At 67.1% G+C, this 18703-nt stretch carries 16 protein-coding genes; 10 read left to right on the forward strand and 6 right to left on the reverse strand.

Translation table 11 applies throughout. The features are described 5' to 3' along the window. The first annotated feature begins 13 nt into the window (after nucleotides 1-13). Complete coding sequence (locus ACIGII_RS12650) at nucleotides 14-631, forward strand: DUF938 domain-containing protein (RefSeq protein ID WP_399638579.1); 618 nt, start codon at nucleotides 14-16, stop codon at nucleotides 629-631. 47 nt (nucleotides 632-678) lie between these two features. Here the strand turns inward: ACIGII_RS12650 and ACIGII_RS12655 are convergent, their stop codons facing one another. The 5 genes from ACIGII_RS12655 to ACIGII_RS12675 form a co-directional block, all read right to left on the reverse strand. Next, nucleotides 679-2310, reverse strand: coding sequence for a phospholipase effector Tle1 domain-containing protein (locus ACIGII_RS12655; RefSeq protein WP_399638580.1), 1632 nt, complete (start codon nucleotides 2308-2310; stop codon nucleotides 679-681). Nucleotides 2311-2327: 17 nt separating this feature from the next. After that, on the reverse strand, nucleotides 2328-3023 hold the full coding sequence (locus ACIGII_RS12660; protein WP_399638582.1) for a hypothetical protein: 696 nt from the start codon (nucleotides 3021-3023) through the stop codon (nucleotides 2328-2330). Between the two features lie 359 nt (nucleotides 3024-3382). Beyond that, a complete protein-coding gene (locus tag ACIGII_RS12665) occupies nucleotides 3383-4660 on the reverse strand; it encodes a type II toxin-antitoxin system HipA family toxin (RefSeq protein WP_399638583.1) in 1278 nt (425 codons plus the stop codon). Continuing rightward, nucleotides 4657-5103 (reverse strand): helix-turn-helix transcriptional regulator, encoded by a 447-nt coding sequence (locus ACIGII_RS12670; protein ID WP_399638585.1) that lies wholly within the window; start codon nucleotides 5101-5103, stop codon nucleotides 4657-4659. Before ACIGII_RS12670 ends, ACIGII_RS12665 begins: the two co-directional genes overlap by 4 nt. 275 nt (nucleotides 5104-5378) lie before the next feature. Beyond that, entirely contained in the window at nucleotides 5379-9074 is a 3696-nt protein-coding gene (locus tag ACIGII_RS12675; RefSeq protein WP_399638587.1) for an indolepyruvate ferredoxin oxidoreductase family protein, read from the reverse strand. A gap of 162 nt (nucleotides 9075-9236) precedes the next feature. On the opposite strand from ACIGII_RS12675, the gene ACIGII_RS12680 reads away from it, so the two are divergent. Both ACIGII_RS12680 and ACIGII_RS12685 read left to right on the forward strand, forming a co-directional pair. Then, entirely contained in the window at nucleotides 9237-9875 is a 639-nt protein-coding gene (locus tag ACIGII_RS12680; RefSeq protein WP_399638588.1) for a tetratricopeptide repeat protein, read from the forward strand. 73 nt (nucleotides 9876-9948) lie between these two features. Then, a complete protein-coding gene (locus ACIGII_RS12685) occupies nucleotides 9949-10869 on the forward strand; it encodes an AEC family transporter (protein WP_399638590.1) in 921 nt (306 codons plus the stop codon). 21 nt (nucleotides 10870-10890) lie between these two features. On the opposite strand, the gene ACIGII_RS12690 is transcribed toward ACIGII_RS12685, so the two are convergent. Continuing rightward, nucleotides 10891-12375, reverse strand: a complete 1485-nt coding sequence (locus tag ACIGII_RS12690) for an AAA family ATPase (RefSeq protein WP_399638591.1) — start codon at nucleotides 12373-12375, stop codon at nucleotides 10891-10893. A gap of 130 nt (nucleotides 12376-12505) precedes the next feature. On the opposite strand from ACIGII_RS12690, the gene ACIGII_RS12695 reads away from it, so the two are divergent. The 7 genes from ACIGII_RS12695 (at nucleotide 12506) to ACIGII_RS12725 (ending at nucleotide 18681) form a co-directional block, all read left to right on the forward strand. Further along, nucleotides 12506-13135: a ParA family protein gene (locus ACIGII_RS12695; protein ID WP_399638592.1), complete on the forward strand. Its 630-nt coding sequence runs from the start codon at nucleotides 12506-12508 to the stop codon at nucleotides 13133-13135. 16 nt (nucleotides 13136-13151) lie between these two features. Beyond that, on the forward strand, nucleotides 13152-13628 hold the full coding sequence (locus tag ACIGII_RS12700; RefSeq protein WP_399638594.1) for a SixA phosphatase family protein: 477 nt from the start codon (nucleotides 13152-13154) through the stop codon (nucleotides 13626-13628). Between the two features lie 75 nt (nucleotides 13629-13703). Continuing rightward, the gene (locus ACIGII_RS12705) at nucleotides 13704-14258 is read left to right on the forward strand and encodes a YceI family protein (protein WP_399638746.1); all 555 of its coding nucleotides are present in this window, start codon (nucleotides 13704-13706) and stop codon (nucleotides 14256-14258) included. Beyond that, nucleotides 14255-16345, forward strand: a complete 2091-nt coding sequence (locus tag ACIGII_RS12710) for a phospholipase D family protein (RefSeq protein ID WP_399638596.1) — start codon at nucleotides 14255-14257, stop codon at nucleotides 16343-16345. The genes ACIGII_RS12705 and ACIGII_RS12710 overlap by 4 nt, the downstream gene beginning before the upstream one ends. A 27-nt stretch (nucleotides 16346-16372) precedes the next feature. Beyond that, nucleotides 16373-16807 carry a hotdog fold thioesterase gene (locus tag ACIGII_RS12715; protein WP_399638597.1) on the forward strand — a complete coding sequence of 145 codons (435 nt, stop codon included), beginning with the start codon at nucleotides 16373-16375 and terminating at the stop codon, nucleotides 16805-16807. 85 nt (nucleotides 16808-16892) lie between these two features. Continuing rightward, a complete protein-coding gene (locus ACIGII_RS12720; protein WP_399638599.1) occupies nucleotides 16893-17684 on the forward strand; it encodes a lysophospholipid acyltransferase family protein in 792 nt (263 codons plus the stop codon). Nucleotides 17685-17688: 4 nt separating this feature from the next. Beyond that, nucleotides 17689-18681 (forward strand): YheT family hydrolase, encoded by a 993-nt coding sequence (locus tag ACIGII_RS12725; protein WP_399638600.1) that lies wholly within the window; start codon nucleotides 17689-17691, stop codon nucleotides 18679-18681. Nucleotides 18682-18703: the final 22 nt, after the last annotated feature.

The raw sequence follows: 18703 nt of genomic DNA on the forward strand, positions 1-18703 counted from the left end.
ATTTCCGAACGTCATGAGCCAACAACGCTGGTCCGAGGCCTGCGAGCGCAACCGCGACCCGATCCTGGCGGTACTGCGCCGCCTGCTGCAGGATCGCCGCCGCGTGCTGGAGATTGGAAGCGGCACCGGCCAGCATGCCGAATACTTCGCCGCTCAGCTGCCGCACCTGCTGTGGCAGGCCAGCGACCATCCGGACTACCTGCCGGGTATCGCCGAGCGCCTGGCCGAGGCGGGGCTGCCCAATGCACCGGCGCCGTGGCCGCTGCAGGCGGTGCTTGCGCCGGTGCCGGGCCTGGCCCCACTGCCGGCGGCCCCGCTGGGCTTTGATGCGGTGTTCAGCGCCAACACCCTGCACATCATGAGCTGGCCGCACGTGCAGGCTCTCTTCGCCGGGCTGCCGGCGGTGATGGCCGACGATGCGCTGCTGTGCGTGTATGGTCCATTCAATTACAACGGCAACTACAGCAGCGACAGCAACCGGCAGTTTGATGGGTGGCTGAAGGCGCGGGACCCGGCGTCGGGCATCCGGGATGCCGAGGCGGTGGATGCGCTGGCCGCAGCGCAGGGCTTGCGGCTGGTTGACGATGTGGCGATGCCGGCCAACAACCGGCTGCGTATCTGGCGGCGGTGACTCGCGCGGCCCGCCACCTGGACACGCATGGCGTGTCCCTACGATAGTTACCGTGCAAACCCGCCCAGCGCCGGCTCTGCCGCCTGCTGCGGGGCGGCGTGCTGCAACTGGAACGCCTGCTGCTGCTCGATCTCAGTGGCGGCGGCCTCCACTTTCTGGTCCGACACCGCTACGGGAGTGTGCTTGGCCCGTTCGATATCAAACGGCACCCGCTGCTGGTCATGCGGTCCGCTGCCGTGCTGCACAAGGAAGGCGTAGCCCTTCGATCCGAACACAACGTCATCGACGCGGGAGATCTCGCTCTTCTGCAGCGGGCCGATCATGCTGCCGGGGTACAACGCCTGACGTGTTTCCCGGTTATCCATGGCGCAGGCCAGCGCCGAGCGGCAGAACTGTTCCCGTTCCAGCCCATTCGCGAAGCTGACCTGCCCCTGGTTCTCGGCGGCCTGCACGCCTTCCCGGATGCGGGTCAGCGTCGGGTTCTGCGTGTGCCCGGGGTCGTCCGGCGTAGTCCGTAGCTCGCGCTGCGTGGCCAGCGCCACGAGCGCCTGCAGCTGCGCCTGTTCTGCGGGATCGGGCTGGATGGAGCGGTGTTCGAACCGCGCCGCCAGCGCCTGGTCGATCGGCTCGGAGTCGTTGCACGGATCGACGACCTTGCAGTTGGCCAGCGCCTCGCGAAGATTGCGCTCGCGGTCGCGATCGATCTTCAGGCCATACAGCGCGGTCGCGCCACCTGCCTGGTACACCGTCATCGTATCCAGATCCATCGGCACGGCGCGCTTCTCGAACAGTGGCGGATCCCGCAACGTGTTCAGATAGTCGATGGCAGCGTTGCCGGTCAGGATCTCCAGGCCTGCATGGCGGTTCCCGCCGCCCACGTTGGAATGGCCACCTGGCGCGGCGACGTTGATCGCGCGCCCATCCGGCGTCATCCCGGGATCGTTGATGGCCTGGTGCGGAAACAGCTCGCGCTGCTCATGGGCGGCCATGATCGCCACGCGCGAGATCACGCTCGGTGGCAGGCGGGCGTCGAAGTTGGTGGGCATGTTGGTCGCCACTGGATCCAGCAGCAGGGTGGCCTGTGCGGTCTGGCCGGGCGGCACCAGCGGTGCTAATCGGCTGATGACGCTGATGTTGCCGTTCCTGTCATGGCCAAACCCAAGGCCTTCTTCAGGAACGATGCCGTACTCATCAATCAACCGGAGCAGCCGGGCCGTCTGCACCGCGCCACGGCTGTAGCCGATGCCGACAACGCGGATTTCGGCATAGGGATTGGTAGCCTTCCAAGTACTCACCTGCTCGGCGAGCTCGCGGTACGAGCGTGTTATGCCATCCTGCCAAGTACTTGCAAGCATGCCGTCAAAAGCACGGATCACTGCGTTTTGTTGAGTGCCGATGCCCGCAGCATAATGCGTACCGATCCGACTCTGTGGATCCTTCGAGAGTTCGAATGCTTGGTCATACAACTCCCCCACAGTCGTGCTCGGACCCAGCTTGGGATTCCTGACATCCTGACCCGTTCCATCCAAGAAGGCGAAGAACACATACTCGTTCGCATTGTCCTCTCGTTGAAACATCGGTACCGACAGCTGCTGCATCTGCTGCCGCACATCGAGTTCCATCCGGAGGTCATCTGCGCTAGCGTTCCGAACGCCTGCGCTGGAGCCAACCTTGCCCATGGCAATTCTCCTTTTGCTCAATAGGTATACGTTCTCACCAGCACAAGATCACGGCGCGAGGTGCTGTAGCGATTCCCAGGGTCCTGAAGATGCTTCGTTGGAATCGACGCCTTCATGTACAAGCGAATGGTGCGGTCATTAACCTCCAGAAGGATGGAAGGAACACTTTCGTTCTTTCCATCTGGGAGGTCAGCGGCCTCTTCACGTGGAACGAAGTGGCGAACCAGTTCGTCTTTGAAGATGGCCCCGATATCAATCTCGGCTTCGTGCAAAGCTCCGTCCTTCGACCTCCAGGTAACCTTTGCTGGGGCAACAAAGTTGGGGATAGCACCGTAGCTCCCGTTCCATCCCTTGAGGTAATCATCGCCGTAGGACGCTGAAGACTTGGTGGGCTTGTCGCGGCCAAAGGAGAATCCGGCGTAAACAACTTGGCACTCGAGCGTGTCATAACAGCGCGGCTCGAAGCTATGCTTCTCAAACCGCAGCGGCCATTCCACCGGCTTGTAGTTCATCTTCGCCGAGATGGCGGGATCGCCTTCGGGTACCAATTCACCGCTGGTCAATACTGGTGTCTCGGGATAGCTATAGCGGACTGACGACACCGTCGCGTTCTCCTTGATCTGTGTGGCCGTGGGCGTGGCCGCCCCGGGCGTGGCGCAGGCCGCCAAAGCCAGGCTGGCGACGGCGGCAACCTGCATGGGGATCTTCGGCATCGCACTTTCCTCATCATCGCGCCCCGTGGGCATCGGTGTTCCCGTCAACAGCGGAAGCGGCCTGCGCTAGGGCAGGATCGGTAATCCACCCGGTGGCAGTGCCCCGAGTGCTTGGATTGTCTGGGTGTTGATGATCGCCACGTCGCGCAGAAGCTGGGCGTCGTGGACGGGGTCCTGAACCTTCAGGACCCGGGGCCCGCGCGGTTTCCTGTCATCGTCCATCAGCCGCCTCCGATCATCCCTGTCGTCGCCCGATCATAGACGAGCCTGCGGGCGTGGGTGTTTCTGGCTGACGCATTCGGCCTCGATATGCGGGCGTTGTCGGGTCCATGAGCCTCCGCGCCTGGCGTCGCGGGCGATCAGGCTTCCGTGGAAAATTTGGCCAGGCAGCGCTGGCAGCTGGAGGCGATCTCCTGGACCAGTGTTTCCAGAACAGGGTGTTGGATACCCTCGTGTTCCAACAGCACGCGCTGCTCCTCGGCCACGCGGGGAAGCTCGAGCGCCATGCTGGCCAGCATCTCCATCGCAACGGCCGGGGCCAGGCGCATGGCCGTGGCGGTAGCCTGCCAATCGCACAAGGTGATGTCCCACCAGCGATAGTGGCTGCCGACTTTCATGGCGAGCTTGATCTTGCGCTTCTGCAGCTGCGGGTAGGGCAGTGCGCTGGAGATGTCGTAAAGCGGCGCCAGGCGAACCTGCTCGCTGTCCACAAGCAGCGAGTAGTTCTTGGCGTGTGCATCGGTCCCGCCAATCAGATAGTTGAATACCAAGGCCCGGAACAGCATCTCCACGTCTTCTTTCGGATGCCTGGCGTGTTGCCACAGGACATCCGCAAGGTCAGCGGCGCCGGGCCCGCCCTGGTTCTGGTACTTGATCTGCGGCATGACGCCCAGCGCCTGGCAGAAATCCTCCTGGTGGATGCGGATCCATCCGTCGGCGGTACGCTTGCGGTCATAGCGTTCCACGCAGATGGCGGATTCTCCGTCCATCTCGATCTTCTCGGAGAACGCCGCCGGCATGCCCAACGCGCGGGCAAGGCGCAGGCAGAACATCTCGTTCTCGACGAAGCCGTTGTAGTCACCGCCGGGTGGTTTGAGGATGTGTGTTGTGGGAATACGTCCGCTGGGCACCGCCCAGCCGTCCGCCGTTTTCAGCAATGCAATCTTGGCCTGCGCGCCGGCGAGACTGAACTGGCCAATATCGCCAAGCCAGCGACCGCTGCCGACGTCGTGCCGGACCTGCGAAAGGCGCGCGGCGACCTGCGCATCGCTCAAGGGTTCGATGCCGTCGGCCTCGCCTGCGATGACCGCTTCAACGCGCTCGGATGCGACGAACTGGACAGCGCCCGCGCAGTCTTCGCCCACGTGTGCAAGCAGGGAAACCGGATTGCGTGGCGATACGTGGAAACGCGACGCCCAGCCTTGGAGCGTGGTGTCGTTGTCCGGCAGCAGTCCCCAGGCCACAGCCGCCACGGTGCCGGGCGCGTGGCTGGCTGCGGTGAGCGGCAGGCACAGCGACAGCGGGAAGGCACCGTCCGCGCCCCGCCATTCAGGGGTGTACGTGAAGTGCGGGTTGCCGTGCGCATCCTGACGCAACGTACCCATGGGTACACCTTGCATCAGAACGTGAAGGCTCATTTTGGTTTCCGCTGCTTGCTGGCGTACGACTGGGGCGTTTCATGGACGCGCAGTGGTTCCACTGTGCTGTTGTGGCCGGTGGCAGCGCGTGCACGTTCCAGGATCTGGGCATACGACAGCGGCAGGCGATGCGGGTCTTTCTGTTGTTGTGATGCCGCAGGAACCGCGCGGTGGCGGTCAAGGATGTCGTCCAGCCCCGCAGCCGGGATGGTAATGCGGTCGGCCTCCGTTTGCGGATCTGCGGCTGCCAGCCTCAGGCCGAGCACGTTCATTACCCGCAACACCAGCTGCAGCTCTGCACGCGGCTTGCCCTTCTCGATATCCACGACCCATTGGCGGCTGACGCCGGATTCGGCGGCCAGGCGCGCTTGATCCCATCCCAGTGCCTTGCGTCGCTGACGGACGATATTGCCGACATCTTCCGCGGTCTTGAACGTAGCCATGTCCAAAATGTAAGCGAGCGAACACATCATTGCAAGTGTATGCGAACGCTTACATATGAATCGAGGCAAGCCGTTTCATTGATCGCTCCCATCGTCATGCAGTCGATCGCTTACATTCAGGGAAGAGTAACCGAACGGCGACATCAGGTGAATGTCGTCGTTCGGTGACTCAGGGGAGATCAATGTATCGGCGGCATGAGGCAACCTATGGCTTGCCTTCGCATACGCAATATGTATGTTGCCTTCCGTACCGTCCGGACACGCGTGGCGTGTCCTTACGCCACCTGCACGATATGCAGCGCCTTCGGGTTGCGCCACTGCGCCAGCAGCACCGCTTCCCGCGCCTTGGCCTTGTGCAGGTGCGCTTCCTTTACATGCCCATAGCCGCGGATATGTTCCGGAATGCTGGCAATCTCCACCGCCAACGCAACGCGGTCATCGCTCAACCCTTCCAGCAGCAGTGCCACGGTCTGCTCGTAATCGGCGATCAGCTGGCGCTCGCCCCGGCGCTCTTCGGTACGCCCGAAGATGTCGAACGTGCCACCGCGCAGGAACTTCAACTTCGCCAGCACGCCGAACGCCTTGAGCATCCACGGCCCGTACTCCTGCTTGATCAGCCGGCCCTGCTCGTCCTTCTTCGCAAACAGCGGCGGGGCGAGGTGGAAGCGCACTTCGAAGTCGCCCTCGAACTGCTGCTGCAGCCGGCGCTGGAATTCGCCGCTGGTGTAAAGGCGCGCCACTTCATACTCGTCCTTGTAGGCCATCAGCTTGAAGTAGTAGCGCGCCACGGTCTCGGTCAGCGCGGTGCTGCCGGCCTTGTCCCACTCGGCCGTGCGCACGCGGTCGACCAGCGCACGGTAGCGAGCCGCATAGGCCGCATCCTGGTACTCGGTGAGGAAGCGCACGCGGCGTTCCACCAGCTCGTCCAGCGAACGCGACAGGCGTTCGTCGTCCAGCGGAAGGAAGGCAACGTCGTCGCCGGCATGCCCGGGCAGCCCACGCAGTTCGCGCTCGTCGCCGGTCTCGCGCGGCGCGGCGGTGGCGCCCCATTCGTTGCCCTCCCACTCGCCCGGCGGCAGGTCGTGCAGCGGGCCCGGGGTGCGCTCGGCATCGGTATGGCCGTTGCGGACCAGGCCGGCGGCCTGCTGCACCGCCTGCGGGTCCACCGCGGCCAACCGGCCCCAGGCGAACGCCTGCTGGTTCATCTGCACCGCCGCGCCGTTGAGCTCTACCGCGCGCATCAGCGCCTCGAACGAGATCGGCACCAGGCCCTGCTGCCAGGCGTAGCCCAGGATGAACAGGTTGGAGGCAATCGCATCGCCCAGCAGCGCGGTCGCCAGCTGGGTGGCGTCCAGCAGCAGCGGCTCGCGCCCGCCCAGCGCCACGCGGATGCCGGCGATGATGTCGGCGGCGGGGAACTGCATGTCCGGGCGGGTGGTGAAGGTGCCCGGCATGGCTTCATAGGTATTGAGCACCACCTGCGAGCGCTCGGCGCGGACCTTCGACAGCGCCCAGTAGTCGTTGACCACCACCATGTCGCAGCCGAGCACCAGGTCGGCTTCACCGGCAGCGATGCGCACCGCGTGGATGTGTTCCGGGGTGCGTGCGATGCGGATATGGGTGGTGACCGCGCCGCCCTTCTGGGCCAGGCCGGTCTGGTCGAGCACGCTGGCACCCTTGCCTTCCAAGTGGCCGGCCATGCCCAGCAGTGCACCGATGGTCACCACGCCGGTGCCGCCGACGCCGGTGATAAGGATGTTCCAGGGCTGCTCCAGCGCGGTGCGGAAGGTCGGCGCCGGCAGGTTCTGCAGCAGGTCGCTGCGGTCGCTGCGCGCGCCCTTGCGCGGCTTGCCGCCGTGCACGGTGACGAAGCTGGGGCAGAAGCCGGTGGTGCACGAATAGTCCTTGTTGCAGTTGGACTGGTCGATGTCGCGCTTGCGCCCGAATTCGGTTTCCTTCGGCAGCACCGACACGCAGAAGCTCTTCTGCCCGCAGTCGCCGCAGCCCTCGCAGACCAGCGAATTGACCACCACCCGCTTGGGCGGGTCGACCAGCTTGCCGCGCTTGCGGCGGCGCCGCTTCTCGGTGGCGCAGGTCTGTTCGTAGATCAGGATGCTGGTGCCCTTGACCTCGCGCAGCTGCTTCTGCACTGCATCCAGCTCGGCGCGGTCGTGGAATTCCACGCCCTCGGGGAACAGCTCGCGCTTGTTCCACTTGCCGATCTCATCGCTCACCAGCACGATCGTCTGCACGCCTTCGGCGCGCATCTGGTGGGCGATCTGCGGCACGGTCAGGGTGCCGTCCACCGGCTGGCCACCGGTCATCGCCACCGCGTCGTTGTAGAGGATCTTGTAGGTGATGTTGACCCCGGCGGCGATCGCCTGGCGGATCGCCAGCGAGCCGCTGTGGAAATAGGTGCCATCGCCCAGGTTCTGGAACACGTGTTCGGTATCGGTGAACGCGGCCTGCCCGGCCCACGTCACGCCTTCCCCGCCCATGTGGGTGAAGGTGTCGGTGCTGCGGTCCATCCAGGTGACCATGTAGTGGCAGCCGATGCCGCCCAGCGCGCGCGAGCCTTCCGGCACCCGGGTGGAGGTGTTGTGCGGGCAGCCCGAGCAGTAATGCGGCACGCGCGGGAAGCTGGCACGCGGCAGTGCCAGTTCGGCCTCCTTGGCATCCATCCAGCGCAGGCGCTGTTCAATGGAGTCATTGGTGAAGAAGCGCTGGATGCGGCGCCCGATCACCCCGGCAATGGTGGCCGGGGTAAGTTCGTTGGTGGACGGCAGGATCCACTGGCCGGCTTCGTCGTACTTGCCCACGATGGACGGGCGCTGGCCCCAGCTGGACGGCCAGTTGAAGAACTGCTCCTTCATCTGGCGCTCGATGAAGGCGCGCTTCTCCTCCACCACCACGATGTCTTCCAGCCCCTGGGCGAAGCGCGCGATGCCTTCCGGCTCCAGCGGCCAGGTCATGCCGACCTTGTACACGCGGATGCCGATGTCGGCGCAGGCGCGCTCGTCCAGGCCCAGGTATTCCAGTGCCTGCAGCACGTCCAGGTAGCTCTTGCCGGTGGTGACGATACCCAGTCGCGCGCGCGGCGAATCCATCACCACCCGGTCGATGCCGTTGGCGCGGGCGAACGCCTGCGCGGCCTTGACCGCATAGCGGTGCAGGCGCATTTCCTGGTCCAGCGGCGGGTCCGGCCAGCGGATGTTGAGCCCGCCGGCGGGCATCTCGAAGTCGTCCGGCAGCACGATCCGGCGCGCGAACGGGTCCACCTGCACCGACGCGGACGATTCCACCGTCTCGGCGATGGTCTTGAAGCCGATCCAGCGCCCGGTGTAACGGCTCATGGCCCAGCCGAGCAGGCCCATGTCCAGGATGTCCTGCACGCCGGCCGGGTTGAGCACCGGCATCATCGCGCTGACGAATTCATCTTCGCTGCCGTGCGGCAGGGTGGAGCTGCGGCAGGCGTGGTCGTCGGCGGCCAGCGCCAGCACGCCACCGTGCACGGACGTACCGGCCGCATTGGCGTGCTTGAACACATCGCCGCAGCGGTCCACGCCGGGGCCCTTGCCGTACCACATGCCGTACACGCCCTGGACCCTGGCCCCGGGGAACAGGTTGGTCTGCTGGGTGCCCCAGACCATGGTCGCGCCGAGGTCCTCGTTGAGGCCGGGGGTGAACTTCACCTTCGCCGCCTCCAGGTGCTGGCGGGCGCGCCACAGTTCCAGGTCGAAGCCGCCCAGCGGGCTGCCGCGGTAGCCGCTGATGAAGCCGGCGGTGTCCAGCCCGGCGGCCTGGTCGCGCAGCTGCTGCATCAGCGGCAGGCGCACCAGCGCCTGCACCCCGCTCAGGTAGATGCGGCCATCGGTACGGGTGTACTTGTGGTCCAGCGTGTAGCTGTCGTCCAGCGGCGGGGCCGGCAGGTTGGCGGACGAAGGCGAGGTAAGTTCGGCGGTGCTGGTCATGGCTGGCCCGTGCTGACGGCTGGCACGGCCACCACCCTGGGTGGCCGGAAAGGCCGGAATTGTAACAGTCGGGCAATTTCCACCCCCCAGGACTCGCATCCGGGGCCATGCTGCGGTTAGGATCGGGGAGGGAGGTTGTTGTGACAACCTGGGGGAGTTTGTATGGCAGTGGCAAGAAACAGGCTGACCGGCATGGTGCTGGCGGCGGGGATGACGGTGTTCGGGGCGTCGGCGCAATCGTTGCCGACACTGCAGGAGTTCTACTTCGATGACGACGTGGCTGCGGTCGCGCCCGTGGTCGTACCTGCCGACAGCAGTGATGTCGTCGATCAATTGATGAAACAGCGCGAACGCGGCCGCAAGGCACTGGAAGCCACCGTGCAGCTGGCCAGCGTGGCCTATGCACAGGGCCGCCCGGAGCTGGGCCGCGAGCTCTACGCCGACGCGGAAAAGAACGCCGCGGCCAGCTCGGTGCCGGGCCGCATGGTGCGCTGGAACCATGGCTGGGACCTGTTCCGCCAGGGCGATGCCGAAGCCGCCCTGGCGCAATGGCACAACGCCCAGCAGGGCCTGCGCGGGAATGCTTCGTGGGTGCCACCGACCTACGCCCTGGCGTTGTGGACGCTCGGTCGGAAGGACGAGGCGGTGAAGTGGTACGCCGCCGCGGTCCGCACCGAGCCGCAGCGCTGGAGCACCAGCACCGGGTATGCACAGCTGTTGCCGACCTGGCGCGACAGCGAGCGCGCCAGCCTGGCCGAAGTGCAGCAGGCCTGGGCGGCACAACCGCCGGCCTGGCCCTGATCGGCTGAGGCTCCGCGCCGGCTTCGACCATGGTCGGGGCCGGTGCCGCGTAGGGTTCGGCTAGGCTGTCGGGATGGCTTTCGATGCGTTCGCCCTGATCCTCACCCTGCTCGGCCTGGGCATGCTGTTCTCGCGCCTGCGCGCGTTGCCCGACACCAGTGCCGAAGTGCTCAACCGCGTGGTGCTGCTGGTGTGCCTGCCGGCGGCGGTGCTGACCTATGTGCCACGCCTGCAGCTGGACACCGGCCTGGTCGGGCTGGTGCTGACGCCGTGGCTGTTGATGGGCGCCACCCTGGTGCTGGTGGCGCTGGCCACGCGCGTGCTCGGCTTCGCACGCGACGTGCATGCCGTGTTGCTGATCTGCGTGGCGCTGGCCAACTCCAGCTTCATCGGCTACCCGATGGTGCGCGCGCTGCTGGGCGACCACGCCCTGCCGTACGCGGTGGTCTACGACCAGTTCGGCACCTTCGTGCTGCTGTCCACGTTCGGGCTGTACGTGATTGCACGCTACAGCGGCGACACCCCGCCGAGCGCACGCCAGGTACTGAGGCGCATCGCGGGCTTCCCGCCATTGTGGGCGTTGCTGTTCGCATTGACGCTGATGCCGGAGCATCCGCCGGGCTGGATCGGCGCGGGTCTGAAGCAGCTGGCCGACGCCATGCTGCCGCTGGTGATGCTGGCGGTGGGGTTGTCGATCCGGCTGCGGCTGACGCGCGAAGAGCTCGCCCCGCTGGGGGTGGGCCTGCTGCTCAAGCTGCTGGTGATGCCGGCGCTGGCGCTGCCGATCGGCTGGGCGTTCGGCCTGCAGGGCGCGATGCTGCAGGTGAACGTGCTGGAATCGGCGATGCCGAGCATGATCACCGCCGCCGCGCTGGCGATCTCGCACCGGTTGGCGCCGCGGCTGGCGGCAGCGATGGTCGGCTACGGCATCCTGCTGTCGCTGCTCACCCTGCCGGCCTGGGCGTGGCTGCTGGATCGCATCGCCGCCCCCTGACGGCGTTTCCCCGGCTGCACGTCACGCGTCCGCGCTGACCGTACGGCCCCTGGCCCACTCGCGCAGGCCGTTGACCTGCTCGGCCATCAGCACCGACAACGGCCGGCTGCCGCGGATCTCGGTCATCAGCAGGTCGGTATCCAGCGTGCGCTGTTCGGCATGCGCCGCGTACAGCCCGGCCACCACCGCCTGTTCGATTTCCGCGCCCGAGAATCCATCACTGGCCGCGGCCAGCGCCGGCAGCGCGAAGTCGTCGGCGTTGAGCCGGCGCCGGCCCAGGTGCAGGCGCAGCAGTTCCACCCGGGTGTTGGCGTCGGGCAGGTCGACGAAGAAGATCTCATCGAAACGCCCCTTGCGCAGCAGTTCGGGCGGCAGTTCGTGCACCTGGTTGGCGGTGGCCACGATGAACACCATGCTCTTGCGCTCGGCCAGCCAGGTCAGCAGGTGGCCGAGCACGCGGCGTGACACGCCGCCATCCTCCCCGCCGCTGGCCAGGCCCTTCTCGATCTCGTCGATCCACAGCACGCACGGGGCCAGCTGCTCGGCCGAGGCCAGCGCCTCGCGCAGGTTCTTCTCGGTTTCGCCATGGAACTTGTCATACAGGCTGCCGAAGTCCAGGCGCAGCAGCGGCACCCCGAAGCCGGCCGCGGTAGCCTTGGCCAGCATCGATTTGCCGCAGCCCTGCACGCCCAGCAGGAGCATGCCCTTGGGCGGGTCCAGCCCGGCCGGCCCCTGGCCGCCCAGGAACACCGCGCGGCGCTGGTTGACCCAGCGCTTGAGCCGGTTGGCCCCGGCTACGTCGGCGAAGCGGGTGGTGTCGTATTCGTAGTGCAGGTGCCCGGCGCGGTTGAGCAGCTCGAACTTGAGCTTGGCCAGCTGCGGCAGGTCGTCCTGGCTGATCGCGCCATCGGCGAAGATCAGCTGGCGTGCGATCCGCCGTGCGTCGACCAGGCTCAGCCCGCGCAGGTTGTGCAGGATCTGCTTGACTGCATCGTTGTCCACTTCCACGCGGCGGCCGCCGTTCTCGCGCGCATAGTCGGCCACTTCCTCGCGCAGCATCTTGAGCAGCGCGTTGGGGTCGGGCAGGCGCGGGTTGAAGCGGGTCGCCAGCGCTTCCAGCTCGGCCGGCAGTTCCACCTTGGCGCCCACCAGCACCAGGACGTGGGCCTCGCAGTGGCGGCGCTGGATCAGATCGCGCAGCGCACGCTGGTGGCTGGCATACCCCAGGTAGGGATGGAAATCCAGCAGCAGGTAGATGCCGCGCTGGTCGGCCTGGCGGATCATCTGCAGGGCCGAACTGGCATCGGGCGCGCCAACCGGGTCATCCTCGCGGTCCATGTCGATCCGGCGCAGGCCTTCGGTGATCGACCAGCGGTGCAGGGCCCGCCACACATGCATCAGGGTCTGCCGGAACAGCTCCACCACACGACCCTCGTCCTGGGTCTCGATCACGATCAGTGGGGTATTGGCGCGGATCAACGCGCTGAGGTCCTGTAACTCGCTCATGCCGGCATGCATTCCCTTGGATCGCGCACGATAGCAAAGCGGCGGGCGGTACAGGGGTTCAGCCGCGCGACTATCTCCATCACGGAGGGCGGTGTACGCTCGGACCTCGTTCCCCGGAAGCGAGGCTGGCATGAAGACGATCCTGGTAGCCGGTTCCAAGGGTGGGGTGGGCAAATCCACCATTGCCACCCACCTGGCGGCGCAGGCCGCCCTGGCCGGCAAACGGACCGTACTGGCCGACGCCGACCCGCAGGGCTCCAGCACCCGCTGGGCCGAACGCCGTGCCGAACTGGAAAGCGCGGTGCTGCCGGTCGACGCCAGCGGCAGGAACCCCCTGAAGCAGGTGCCCGACGACACCGAGGTGCTGATCATCGACGCCCCGGCGGGGGCCCGCGCCGACGAACTGGACGTCTTCCTGGACGCCGCCGACGCCGTGGTGGTGCCGGTCCTGCCGTCGGCGCTGGACATCGAAGCCATCGTCGGCTTCCTCAACACCCTGTCCAAGGTGCCGAGGGTGCACAAGCGCAAGCTGCCGGTGGGGCTGGTGCTCAACCGCACCAAGCCATGGACCCAGACCTCGCGCCAGGCCCACGAGATGCTCAAGGAATGGCCCTACCCGGTGGTGGCGCAGCTGCGCGACACCCAGGGGTACGTGGTGATGACCGGCCTGGGCCGAAGCCTGTTTGATTACCGCTCCGCGCAGGTGCGCGAGCACCAGAGTGACTGGGAGCCACTGCTGCAGTGGTTGAAGCAAGCCTGAGCCGGAAGAGAACCCTATGCGAGAATTGATCCTGTTGCGCCACGCCCATGCCGAACCTGCCAGTACCGGCCAGGCCGACCTCGACCGGCCACTGTCCTCGGTCGGCTTGGCTGAAGCCGAGGCGGCCGGCAAGTGGCTCAAGGAAAACAACCTGCGGCCCGACTGCGTGCTGTGTTCGCCCTCCCGGCGTACCCGCGAGACGCTCGAAGCCGTGCTGGCCATCACCGGCTATGTGGAACAGAAGCTGGAAGACGCGGTGTACGAGGCCACGCCCGGGACCCTGATCGGTCTGATCGACGACCGCAAGGATGTCGACCGGCTGCTGGTGGTGGGCCACAACCCGGGGCTGGAACAGCTGGTGGCGCTGATGAGCGAGGGCAGCACCGGCGATTACCGCGGCATGCCGCCGGCCGGCATCGCGGTGCTCCAGCTCGACAAGGAAAAGGCCATTGAGCCCGGTGTGGCGGCACTGGCCGCGTTCTGGTGGCCGTAAGCAGTGAAAGCAGTACGCACGCTGTTGGGCTGTCTGCTTCTGCTGGCGGCGGGGTCGGCGCTGTCCGAACCGCCGATGCCGGCCTCCACCCCCAATCCGCTGGCGGCGGCCGCCCAGCGGCCGCTGCAGGTCCTCCAGGTAGATGCGGCCCGTTCCCACTTCGGGTTCGAGATCCGCACTCGCCTGGGCCAGCGCATCGCAGGGGTGTTCCCGCGCTTTGAGGGCCGGGTCGACGTGCTGCCCGACGGCCGCCACCAGGTCCACCTGCGCATGTTCAGCCGCTACGTGGAAATTCCCGGCAAGGATCGCTACACCGCCTGGATGCGTGGCGAGGAGTTCTTCGACGCCAACCGCTACCCGGTGGTTGAATTCGACTCCAAGCCGTACTGGCCCGACCCGGTCCACCAGGGCGGGGTGATCGAGGGCCAGCTGATCCTGCGCGGGGTGTCCCACCCGGAAGTCCTGAAGGTGGAGCCGGCGGCCTGCCCCCGGGCCGGGTATGATTGCGATGTGGTCAGCCGCGGTACCGTGCAGCGTGGACGGTATGGAATGGACAGCTGGCAGCTAGCCCTGAGTGATCGAGTGACCTTCGTATTGCGTGCACGCCTCCTCGAGGCGCCGAAACCGTGAACCCCCTGCTGCGGCTGTTGCTGCTGGCAACGCTGTTGCTGGGCAGCGGTTGTGCGTCGCTGTCCAATGCGGAGCGCGACAAGGCCGCCGCGATCGCCGTGCAGGCGCGCTCGCAGGTGGTGGAGTGCGAACAGCCCGACCGCTGCGCGCTGGATTCGCCGCTGCGCGCGCTGGGCGGCCAGGCCTTCAGTGAATCCACCGCCGGCGCGCCACGGCACTTCGCCACCATCCTGGACGAAGGCGAAACCACGTTGGTGGCACGGCTCAACCTGATCCGCAGCGCCACCCGCAGCATCGACCTGCAGACCTACATCTTCGACAAGGACGACAGCGCCCGGCTGGTCCTGGACGAGCTGCTGGCCGCCGCCCGGCGCGGGGTCAAGGTGCGCGTGCTGATCGACCAGCTCTCGGCGATCTCGGACCTGGAAATCCTGGGCGCGCTCGCCAGCAGCCACCGGAATTTCGAATTGCGGGTGTACAACCCGACCTTCGGCAAGGCCAAGCTGAACTACGCCGATTACGCCGGCAGCGTGCTGTGCTGCTTCCGCCGCTTCAACCAGCGCATGCACAACAAGCTGCTGGTGATCGACGACGCGCTGGGCGTGGTGGGCGGGCGCAACTACCAGGACGACTATTACGACTGGGACAGCGAATACAACTTCCGCGACCGCGACGTCGTGGTGGCCGGGCCGGTGGCGCGCGGCATGGCCGCCAATTTCGAAGCGTTCTGGAACGCCCCGCGCAGCGTGCCGGCCGAGCGCCTGAACGATGTCGGGCGCACCCTGCTCAAGCACGGTGCCCCGCCCATGCCAGCGGCCGAATACCGCCGCCCCGAGCGGGTGGAGCAGGTGCTGGAAGAAGCCGTGGACCCAGCCTACATCCAGCGGATGTTCGTCGACACCGCGTTCCCGGTCGGCCCGGTGCGCTACGTGGCCGACCTGCCGCGCAAGCACCGCCGCGAAACCGCCCGCCACCCCAGTGGCGGCCAGCACGTTACCGAACCGCAGCTGGATTCGCTGATCGCCAACGCGCAGACCGAAGTGCTGCTGCAGACCCCGTACCTGGTGCTGTCCAAGCCGGCGCGCAAGCTGTTCGAAGCGCTGCGCAAACGCGACCAGCCCCCGCGCGTGGTGGTGTCCACCAACAGCCTGGCCGCCACCGACAACCCCATCGTCTACGCGCTGTCCTACAAGTACAAACGCCGCAACCTGCGCGAGCTGGGCTTCAACATCTACGAATACAAGCCGTTCCCGCTGGACGCGCCGGTCGACTACCGCAACCTGGTACCGGCCCCGCTCGGCACCCCGACCCGCAGCAACGCCCGCGGCAGCAGCCTGCTCGGGGGCAGCGCGGCCGGCAGCAACGCCCGCGGCAGCGGCAGCCGCGACAGCAACCGGCGCAGCGCGCAGGCCAGCCCCGCTTCGCCCGCCGAGGCCGCGGTGGGTGAGCCCGGCGCCGCCACCGATGCGGTGCGCCCGCAGCCGACCCCGGGCCCCGCCGCCCGCCCACGCAGCGACGGCAGCGTGGTCGAACGGCGTGTGCTGCGCGCCGAAACCCGTCCCTCCTTCCTGGGCACCAAGGCCGTGAACAAGCCGCTGCCGGTTACCCGCAGCGGCGCGCGCATGGGCCTGCATGCCAAGTCGCTGGTGGTGGACCGCCGCATCGGCGTGATCGGCACCCACAACTTCGACCCGCGCAGCGAGAACTACAACACCGAAGGCGCGGTGATCATCGACGACCCCGCCTTTGCCGAGGCGCTGGCGCAGAGCATCCTGCGCGACATCCACCCGAAGAACTCCTGGGTGGTGGCGCCGCGCACCAAGCCGCCGGTGCTGTCGGGGCTGAACTACAGCGTGGGCAAGGCGTCCGAAGCTCTGCCGGTGCTCGACTTCTGGCCCTGGCGCTACGCCACCGATTACGAATTCCAGCCGGGCCCGGACTGCCCCGAACCGCTGCGCCGGCAGGACCCTGCGTTCCACAGCTGCTACACCGCCGTGGGCGATTTCCCCGAGGTCAACGTCGGCCCGAAATGGCTGCTGGTGCGCATGCTCACCGCGTTCGGCGCCGGGCTGGTTCCCATCCTGTAATTTTCTTTCGCTGCACGGAGACGCCGCATGGCCCAGGTATTCCGCGAACCGGTTTCGATCGAGGCGCTCAACGCACTCAGCCGCAACACCCTGATCGAGCACCTGGGCATCGTGTTCACCGCCGCCGGCGACGACTGGGTCAGCGCCACCATGCCGGTCGACGCGCGGACCCGGCAGCCCTACGGGATCCTGCATGGCGGGGCCTCGGTGGTGTTGGCCGAAACCCTGGGCAGCAGTGCCGGCAACCTGTGCGTGGACACCACCCAGCAGGTCTGCGTGGGGCTGGAGATCAATGCCAACCATATCCGCGCCCAGCGCGGCGGCACCGTCACCGGCACCGCGCGGGCCCTGCACGTGGGCCGCAGCACGCAGGTGTGGGACATCCGCATCGAAGACGAGGCCGGCAAGCTGGTGTGCACCTCGCGGCTGACCCTGGCGGTGGTGCCGGCGGTCCGGCCTTGACCCCCGCTGGCGGTTGGCGGGGCGCTGGCAGGCGGTTGCTCCCGACCTGCTGGCAGACCCCGCAGTGCTGGGGTATCGTGCGCGGATGACTTCCCCCCCTTCGGCCTCGCGTGGCGGCGTGGCGCGCGTATGCCGTTATCTGTACCGCGTTCCCCTGCTGCTCATCCACCTGTTGCTGTTCCTGCCGCTGCTCCTGATCGGCATGCTGCCGCCGTGGGGAAACCTGCGCGTGGGCGGTCGTACGCTTGAGCACCTGCTGGTGAACGTCTGGTCGGGTGGTCTGATGTGGATCTTCGGGTTCCGCCTGCACCGCATCGGAACGCCGTTGCCGGGCGCGGTGCTGTTCGTGGCCAACCATGTCAGCTGGGTGGACATCTGCATGCTGCACAGCCAGCGCATGATGGGGTTCGTGGCCAAGCGCGAGATCGCCGACTGGCCGGTGGTCGGCTGGCTGGCCGCCCGTGGCCAGACCATCTTCCACCAGCGCGGCAGCACCGAGTCGCTCGGCGGGGTCATGCAGGTCATGGTCGAGCGCCTGCAGGAAGGCAAGGCCGTCGGGGTGTTCCCGGAAGGGCGGACCCGCGGTGGGCAGGAAGTAGGGCCGTTCCATGCCCGCATCTTCCAGGCCGCCGTGGAAACCCACGTACCGGTGCAACCGGTAGCGCTGCGTTACGGCGACAGGGGCAATGCCCAGACCGTGGTCGCGTTCGGCGCGCGCGAAAGCTTCTTCGCCAACTTCCTGCGCCTGCTGGGAGAGCCGGCACGGCGGGCCGAGGTGCATTTCCTCGCGCCCATTGGCAGCCACGACCTGGAAGGCCGTCGCCGCATCGCGGAAACCTCGCGTGCGCGCATCGTGGCGGCCATGACCGCGCCCTAGCGCCATGTTGACCGCTGCCGACTACTGTCCGCCGCGTTGGCTGCGCAACCCGCACCTGCAGTCGATGCTCAGCTCCAGCCGCATGCGGATGCAGCGCGGCCTGGCGCTGCTGGCCGCGACCGGCGCGGTCACCGAAGAGCTCATCCTGGACGGCGGTGGCGGCGTGCGCCTGCAGGGCTGGCACAGCCGCATCGAAGGCCGCGAGCCGGTCGGCATGGCGCTGCTGCTGCATGGCTGGGAGGGTAGTGCCGAATCCAGCTACATGCGCATGACCGCCGCGCGCATGCTGGAGGCCGGGTATGACGTGGTGCGGCTGAATTTCCGCGATCACGGCAACACCCACCACCTCAACCCCGGCATTTTCCACTCCAACCTGATCGATGAAGTGGTGCAGGCCGCCGGCGACATCGCCCGGCGCTTCCCGCAGCTGCCGCTGGTGGCGGCCGGCTACTCGCTGGGCGGCAACTTCGTGCTGCGGCTGGCGCTGCGTGCGCCTGCGGCCGGGGTGCCGCTGCGCCGGGTGGCCTCGGTGTGCCCGGTGCTGGACCCGGGCATCACCATGGAAAGCATCGAAAACGGCCCGGCCATGTACGACTGGTATTTCCGTCGCAAGTGGGCGGTGTCGCTGCGGCGCAAGCGCGACCTGTTCCCCGAGCTGAGCGACTGGGACGACCGCGTGCTGAAGCTGGACATCCGCGCGCTGACCGCGTGGCTGGTCGAACACCACACCGAGTTTGGCACCCTGCAGGCCTATTTCGACGGCTACTCGATTGCTGGCGACCGCCTGGCCGGGCTGGAAGTACCGGCCGACATCCTGATGGCCCAGGACGACCCGGTCATTCCCTACGCCACCTTCCATGGCTGGCGCCTACCGGCGCATGCCCGGCTGGAGATCGCCCCATGGGGCGGGCACTGCGGGTTCCTTGAAAACTGGCGCGGCGACGGCTTCTCCGAGCGCTGGGTCGCCCAGCGCCTGGGCCTGGAAGCGCTGCGCTGAGCGCCGCAGGGGCGCAGTGCCG

The organism is Stenotrophomonas sp. NPDC077420, from assembly GCF_044543385.1.
Taxonomy (GTDB): Bacteria; Pseudomonadota; Gammaproteobacteria; order Xanthomonadales; family Xanthomonadaceae; genus Stenotrophomonas.

Coding starts and splice junctions, on each gene's coding strand:
- ACIGII_RS12675 (WP_399638587.1), bottom strand. CDS start 9,074: ATGACCAGCACCGCCGAACTTACCTCGCCTTCGTCCGCCAACCTGCCG.
- ACIGII_RS12650 (WP_399638579.1), top strand. CDS start 14: ATGAGCCAACAACGCTGGTCCGAGGCCTGCGAGCGCAACCGCGACCCG.
- ACIGII_RS12665 (WP_399638583.1), bottom strand. CDS start 4,660: ATGAGCCTTCACGTTCTGATGCAAGGTGTACCCATGGGTACGTTGCGT.
- ACIGII_RS12690 (WP_399638591.1), bottom strand. CDS start 12,375: ATGAGCGAGTTACAGGACCTCAGCGCGTTGATCCGCGCCAATACCCCA.
- ACIGII_RS12670 (WP_399638585.1), bottom strand. CDS start 5,103: ATGGCTACGTTCAAGACCGCGGAAGATGTCGGCAATATCGTCCGTCAG.
- ACIGII_RS12660 (WP_399638582.1), bottom strand. CDS start 3,023: ATGCCGAAGATCCCCATGCAGGTTGCCGCCGTCGCCAGCCTGGCTTTG.
- ACIGII_RS12720 (WP_399638599.1), top strand. CDS start 16,893: ATGACTTCCCCCCCTTCGGCCTCGCGTGGCGGCGTGGCGCGCGTATGC.
- ACIGII_RS12715 (WP_399638597.1), top strand. CDS start 16,373: ATGGCCCAGGTATTCCGCGAACCGGTTTCGATCGAGGCGCTCAACGCA.
- ACIGII_RS12725 (WP_399638600.1), top strand. CDS start 17,689: ATGTTGACCGCTGCCGACTACTGTCCGCCGCGTTGGCTGCGCAACCCG.
- ACIGII_RS12655 (WP_399638580.1), bottom strand. CDS start 2,310: ATGGGCAAGGTTGGCTCCAGCGCAGGCGTTCGGAACGCTAGCGCAGAT.
- ACIGII_RS12700 (WP_399638594.1), top strand. CDS start 13,152: ATGCGAGAATTGATCCTGTTGCGCCACGCCCATGCCGAACCTGCCAGT.
- ACIGII_RS12695 (WP_399638592.1), top strand. CDS start 12,506: ATGAAGACGATCCTGGTAGCCGGTTCCAAGGGTGGGGTGGGCAAATCC.
- ACIGII_RS12680 (WP_399638588.1), top strand. CDS start 9,237: ATGGCAGTGGCAAGAAACAGGCTGACCGGCATGGTGCTGGCGGCGGGG.
- ACIGII_RS12685 (WP_399638590.1), top strand. CDS start 9,949: ATGGCTTTCGATGCGTTCGCCCTGATCCTCACCCTGCTCGGCCTGGGC.
- ACIGII_RS12705 (WP_399638746.1), top strand. CDS start 13,704: ATGCCGGCCTCCACCCCCAATCCGCTGGCGGCGGCCGCCCAGCGGCCG.